Origin of the sequence: Paenibacillus sp. PL91, from assembly GCF_012935325.2 — a bacterium.
GTDB lineage: Bacteria > Bacillota > Bacilli > Paenibacillales > Paenibacillaceae > Pristimantibacillus.
Window position 1 is genome coordinate 1 of record NZ_JABBYG020000047.1, and the last position, 6428, is coordinate 6428.

General features: G+C 39.2%; 7 protein-coding genes. All 7 read left to right on the top strand.

Annotated features, from left to right (window positions below; all coding sequences use genetic code 11):
• Window positions 1-556 precede the first annotated feature (556 nt).
• The 7 genes from HI950_RS35075 to HI950_RS35105 all read left to right on the top strand — a co-directional run bounded on the left by HI950_RS35075 (window position 557) and on the right by HI950_RS35105 (window position 6292).
• Window positions 557-823 (top strand): CD3324 family protein, encoded by a 267-nt coding sequence (locus HI950_RS35075; protein WP_169091670.1) that lies wholly within the window; start codon window positions 557-559, stop codon window positions 821-823.
• Between the two features lie 133 nt (window positions 824-956).
• Window positions 957-1748 carry a class I SAM-dependent methyltransferase gene (locus tag HI950_RS35080; RefSeq protein WP_169091672.1) on the top strand — a complete coding sequence of 264 codons (792 nt, stop codon included), beginning with the start codon at window positions 957-959 and terminating at the stop codon, window positions 1746-1748.
• A 488-nt stretch (window positions 1749-2236) separates the two neighbouring features.
• Window positions 2237-3175: a GNAT family N-acetyltransferase gene (locus HI950_RS36885; RefSeq protein WP_169091674.1), complete on the top strand. Its 939-nt coding sequence runs from the start codon at window positions 2237-2239 to the stop codon at window positions 3173-3175.
• A 300-nt stretch (window positions 3176-3475) separates the two neighbouring features.
• Complete coding sequence (locus HI950_RS35090) at window positions 3476-3985, top strand: RNA polymerase sigma factor (protein ID WP_223285696.1); 510 nt, start codon at window positions 3476-3478, stop codon at window positions 3983-3985.
• On the top strand, window positions 3982-4956 hold the full coding sequence (locus HI950_RS35095) for a zf-HC2 domain-containing protein (RefSeq protein ID WP_169091676.1): 975 nt from the start codon (window positions 3982-3984) through the stop codon (window positions 4954-4956). The genes HI950_RS35090 and HI950_RS35095 overlap by 4 nt, the downstream gene beginning before the upstream one ends.
• A 170-nt stretch (window positions 4957-5126) precedes the next feature.
• Complete coding sequence (locus tag HI950_RS35100) at window positions 5127-5645, top strand: AAA family ATPase (RefSeq protein WP_169091678.1); 519 nt, start codon at window positions 5127-5129, stop codon at window positions 5643-5645.
• Window positions 5646-5860: 215 nt separating this feature from the next.
• Window positions 5861-6292: a GNAT family N-acetyltransferase gene (locus HI950_RS35105; RefSeq protein ID WP_169091680.1), complete on the top strand. Its 432-nt coding sequence runs from the start codon at window positions 5861-5863 to the stop codon at window positions 6290-6292.
• Window positions 6293-6428: the final 136 nt, after the last annotated feature.

Sequence of the window (6428 nt, forward strand, 5' to 3'; positions counted from 1 at the left end):
AGATTACTTTAGATGTAAAGGTCTCACTTTTAGTATATAAAGATACTTTTTTCCGTTCAACTAAGGGAGGATACAAACTAGGAGCACGAGCCGAAGTTCTTCTTCGGGTACTTGGGGTACTCCTTCGTTCCGTAGGTAAACCAGGAGTGGTCTCGATTAATTATTCAAATGCATAATAGAGGTTCATTAAACTAAAGGGACACGATAGTTGAATAAGATTCATTGATGAGTAGTGCTACGATAGCCTGTTCTTATTATTAAACTAACGGGCAGGATAGTTGAGCACTACTAACGAAATAATTAAGTAATAAAGAGCTAAGAGAAGTTTAGCTTTTAATCACGTTAAAGGAGGTTTACGACGGTACGATGATAATGATTGGCTTCGTTCAAAATCTAAACGATAAGAAATGGCTCCGTGCAAAGTCTAAACTATGAACAACGGCGGTTGTTTGCATGGAGCTGGAAATAAGTTGCCGCCATAGGGAAATGATTCTCTTTTGTTTATAGTATAGACTTTGCCCCTTAAAACCAAAAATTTTTAAGGAGCAGAGCTAAAATGAAATATGCGAATGCAGTTACCGTCTTTCCCGAAGAATTACTAAAGGAAATACAGAAGTATATAAAAGGTGGAATTATATATATCCCCTCCCCTGAGGAAACTCATAAGAAGTGGGGGCATAATTCAGGAAGTAGAAAATATTTGGATGATCGAAATGAAGAAATCCGCGAAGGTTATTTAAACGGTACTTCGATTGATGAATTGTCAGATACATTCTGTCTTTCTTGCCATAGTATAAGAAAAATTATTTACTCTAAAAAATAATGGATACTAGAAGTCGCATCGGATCCGGTGCGACTTTTTGTGTAAAATTTATTTTCTAGTTGATTATTAAACATTCAAAAAGTTCCGACCTTGCTATAATCTTATTAACAAATTATTGAAGGTGGGTACCTAAATGGATAATGTAAAAGAAATATGGAATGAATGGTCCGAAACATGGTATCAAAGGTATAGAACAGATAAGGCAATAGCAAAAATAATACAAACCCCTGAATCGGCATTTCATCGTACAACATATTCAATGATTAATAAGGCCTTGCCGAATTTGAATGGAAAGAAAGTATGTGTTCCTTCAAGTGGAGATAACCATGCAGTCTTCGCCTTTCACTTAATGGGGGCAAGCGTCACATCGTGCGACATATCGGAAAGACAAATAGAAAACAGCTCGAACCTGGCTCGAAAAAATGGATGGGACATAGAATTTATATGCGATGATACAATGCAACTAAGTAACATTAAAAGTGATGAATATGATTTTGTATATACATCGAATGGAGTCCATGTATGGATTAATGATTTAAACTCCATGTACAACAATATAAGAAGAATTCTTAAAAGCAATGGTGCGTATATCATGTTTGATATTCATCCATTTAGTCGCCCTTTTGCTATAGAAAAAGAGAAAATAACTGTAGTAAAGCCATATGACTCAATTGGACCTTTTCTTATAGATGAGGTTCCAAGACTTCATTGGCGTATGCAGGATATAGCGAATTCTATCATTTCATCAGGTCTATGTGTTAAACATATCGAAGAAATGTATGCAGAGGATGGCTCATTTTGGATCGATGAGTCAAAAGATGAAGGGAAATCGCTCTCAAAACAAGAACTAGATGACTTGTGTAACTGGAAATTAAATCCTATGGCAGCCCTTCCTCAATGGTTTTCGATACATGCAGTTAAGTAAACCGGTTCAGGTAACTCATTAACCTAATGGGTACCGATAGTTGAACAAACTACTCCATGTTTTTTCAACTATCGGGCAGGATAGCGTGGTGGTAGCTTCCTCTCATACTTATAAAAATTGAAACTTATCCATTGTTATGATATTATAAGAAAAATTTGTATTTAACAGGGGGTAATGGTGTCATGATTTTTGTTGTTCTTAATCAGTTGATAAAATAACTGAATATATGAGGCCTAAGGGGAGTTAACTACAGTGATTATCTGTAAACCTTCTTTTTAGTAGCGCTCATGTCATTAAGAACAACAGCAATATCATACACCACATTCTCCACCGCGCCATCCAGGAGATCTGAGGCTACAGATGAAGCTATGTTCATTTGTGGTCTTTTTTTGTTGTTCTCGGACATCCTGAGAGGGGGCGTGCACAATTTGATAAAATGGTATTCAATTAACTTTCACTTATTTAGTATTAAAGAGGAGGAATGACGTGTGCAATTAGTTGATTGGTCCGATGAAATTAATTATTATGATTTATCAAGTGAATATTCTATTCGAAAGGCCGAGCCTGAAGAATGGGGAGTATATTGTTCAGTTTATTATAATATGCATTATAATGGTTTTTTTAGGGAAGAAGGCTTCAATTCTCCACGAAGAAACTCTTTTTGGATCTATAAAGGAGAATCAAAAATAGGTGGGGTAAGGATGGCCCCAAATACTATATATCATTTATTTTATATTCCCCCATTTAATAATTCATATGAGGTACTGAAGCTTCTTAAAAATATTTTAATACAATGGTCTGATAGAACTAAACATATAAAGACCTTTGAGGTTCTTCCAGACCAAGTTAATTTATATACGAGGGCAGGATTTTGGCCAGATGAGTTCAGATGTAGTTGGATGCAGCGCCCCACAGATCATTTCAAGGTTATTTGGGATAATAATCTTATAATTAAGTGTCCTCAAATTGAGGAAAATGAGACTGGTGCTAAGAGATTCATTAATGAAGATGAAATCGCTCGTTGTGACTTTAATAGCTTTGCAGGAGGTTTTGAAGCAGTACGGAGAAAAAAGTCCTCTCTTCAAGATTTTATACCTAGCGAAGATCCTAATTTTACAAATGAGATATTAACTCAAGCGTCTACACTTGTATATGATAAGGATACGGGTCAGCTTATTGCAAATTGTCGCCTTTGTTTACAAGACAATCAAGCAGCAGTATACAGTATAGGTGTCATACCCACTTACAGAGGAAGAGGGCTCGCTACACGTATGTTGCAAAGAGCCCTGACTGGCCTTAAAGATAAGTATCCAGTTCTAAGGTTGTATGTCATGGAAGGTAATGATGCGGAGTCAGTCTATCTTAACCTCGGGTTTGTTCAGGGAGTACTGGAGATACAAAGTATGTATATTCCTACGAATCAATAGCAAAGACAGATAAACTTCATTCAACTAACGGGTACGATAGTTCAACAACCGGCAGCCGGTCAGCACGATCAGCTGTCTTTTTTGAACTAACGGGCAGGATACCTCCAATATTTGCTATTATAGAATCGGTTAATATCTGGAGCAGAAGCCGCGCGGCAGCTGCTCTATTTTTCATTACTGCTAACAGACAGCTTCATAATCTCTCTTAGGAGCGATGTTTGAAAATATCTTTTAGCTGTTGTATCTTTTTTGGAAGTGGATTGTCTTATAGAAGATAGGGGTGCCGACTAGGAAGAGGGGATGGGGCTGAAGGATTTTGCAGATGTATACGCTGAATATGCCGATCAAGTTTTTCGCTTTATTCTATCACTAACGCGTAATCAGACTTTAGCGGAGGAGTTAACGCAGGAAACCTTCTATAAGGCCTATCTACACATAGGCAAATTCAAAGGTGAGAGTTCCTTATATGTGTGGCTTTGTCAGATTGCAAAGAATCTTGTGTACAACGACTATAAGAAGAACAGAAGGCTAGTACCCGATGATGCTTCTATAGAGGATAGAGTAAGAAAGGATAATCACGACAGTGAGGATTTCACGCATAGCTTACTGCAGAAGGAGCAAGCAACACTATTGCATCGGATTTTGCATACCTTGCCAGAGCCATATAAAGAAGTGTTCACACTACGAATCTTTGGGGAATTGAAGTTTAGAGAAATTGCGGAGTTATTCGACAAGACAGAGTCATGGGCGAAGATTACATACTATCGGGCGAAGGAACGGATTGTCAGTGAAATGGAGGCGAGGAAATGAATATAGGGGAACCAAAGGGACAGAGATTAAATACAAGCTGTAACATTATTTACGATCTACTTCCATTATTTGTTGATGAGGTATGTAGTGATGAGAGCAAGGTTCTTGTTTCAGAGCATCTGGATGAGTGTCCACAGTGCAAGAAAAAATATGAGGCAATGGCAGGAGATTTAATCGTAGATAAGTATGTAGGTCAAGAGAGACAAGTTCAGACTCCAAACAATCAGTTAAAAGATCGCTCAGCTGTAAAAGTGCTAAAAAGGATTAGACGAAGATGGCTCATTACTTTTCTAGTGATGGTGTTGCTCCTTCCCACACTCTGGCTCAGTTTTAATCAATATCGAGGTGAGGGAGTCTCATTTACGAATTTGTATGACTATTATAGCGCTGGAAGGTTAGTTATTGCTCTGGAGCAAGGAGATTATGATAAGGCCTTTGAATATATTGACGTAGCTGCTTATTATGCAATTATACAACGGAACAAAGAACATGCTTATTCTTCCACAATTAATCGTGAAGAGTACCAGCTAACGACTTATGAAGATGGTAGACAGGAATATACAAATGGAGAATTAACTATACCCGCTGAAGATTTTAATCAATGGCTAATCGATGCCGAGCAGGAACTGGTTGAATTAAGAGAATGGTATGATCAGTCGCCTTATAAGGATATGACCTATGATGAATTCTACACGATAAGCAAAAATTATTTTATTCGCAATTTAAACGAGGGTAAAGCGCTAGGCTACACCTTAAAGGGGCGAAAGGTGGTCGAGTCCTATGCTGGTGATGATGGCTTGACGCAGTACAAATACAGTGTTCGCATTTCTAAAAAGAATCATAAAGGAGAGAATGGAACCTTGTCGTTTCAGGGGAATGGCAAAGGGAAGTTTGTAGTTACAGGCGCCACGTCTACTCCTGGCGAAACTATTATCAGTGAGTATTTGGAACATCTGAGCATTTCGGAATAAATAATTAGGCGGGAATATTCATCGCGCTCAACTAACGGGTACGATAGTTCAATAAAAACACGGAAGCAGCTAACAACAATGATCGGCTGCTTCATTACGCTAACGGGCAGTTAGTGAGAGATAGAAACATCTAATATATTGTGCTTATCCAGTTGAATGGAGGGTCTGCCATGGGCATTAGGAATTATCTGATTGGAGGCGTTTCCGGCGCCGGCAAAACTACGGTCTGCAACGAATTGCAGCGGCGCGGCTACCATGCTATTCATGGTGACCGTGAATTGGCTTATCAAGGCGATCCGGAAACTGGTACCCCGACGGATGGCTTTAAACCCGAACACCACATTTGGCATGTTGATAAAGTAAAAGCATTGGTCGACAATCAGGATGAGGCGGTAACATTTTTCTGCGGTGGTTCGCGGAATTACCCCAAATTCATCGACCTCTTCGACGGCGTGTTTGTCCTTGAGGTCGACCTGGAAACCTCTCTCCGGCGGATTGATGAGCGAGTAACGCTGGACCCAACTGACTGGGGTGGCAGACCAGAGGAACGGGAAATTAGTGCGCGCTTGCATCAAACGAGAGAAGGTATTCCTAAAAACGGGATTATAATCGACGCCACCGCACCGATCGCGCACGTCGTTGACGAAATCCTCCGTCAAATCGATGCAAATGAACGCCAACGACAGTAACTTACGGGCGCTCAAGGACAGCCCAATACATCAGTGCACCCGGATACGAATAGCACCATCCACTGCGCTAACGGGGAACGATAGTTGAACAAATATGGAGCAGTTTGCTGCGGCAGCTGCTCCTTTCTTCGTTAAGCTAACGGGCAGGATAGCATAACATGTATCGAGAATACTTAACATCTGTAAGACCATCTAAATAAGGAGTGGTGCTTTTCATGATTAGTTTAAAAAATTATGAAGACTTAGGCGAATTGAAGCTTTTAATGGCTGAGTGTATGTGGGCTAATGATGAAAGAATTGATAATGAACTTAACATATACATAGACAGTGATTCACGGGAATTACTCGGAAGTTTAAATAATGATGAACTTGTAGGATTAATTGGAGTCATATACGAATCAACTAACGAAGTAGAGCTTAAGCATATTGCAATTAAACCCAACTATCGTGGTAAAGGTATAGGCAGTGAAATGGTAAATGAGTTCATAAAAACTAAAAAGATTGTGAGAATAAAGGCAGAAACAGATAAAGATGCTGCTGGTTTCTATAAAAAAAACGGTTTCTCGATAACAAGTTTGGGAGAAAAATATCCAGGAGTAGAGCGGTTTGAATGTATTTTTTCAGCAAATAATTCAAGTGATCGTTAAGCTAACGGGAGACGATAGTTGAACATCGAAAGGGCTGCCATGTGGTAGCCCTTTATTACGCTAACGGGCAGTTTAGCGTGGCGGCCAACCAACTAAGTGGTTGCTTACTCTCAATTGTTGGAAGGAAAGTTCTATT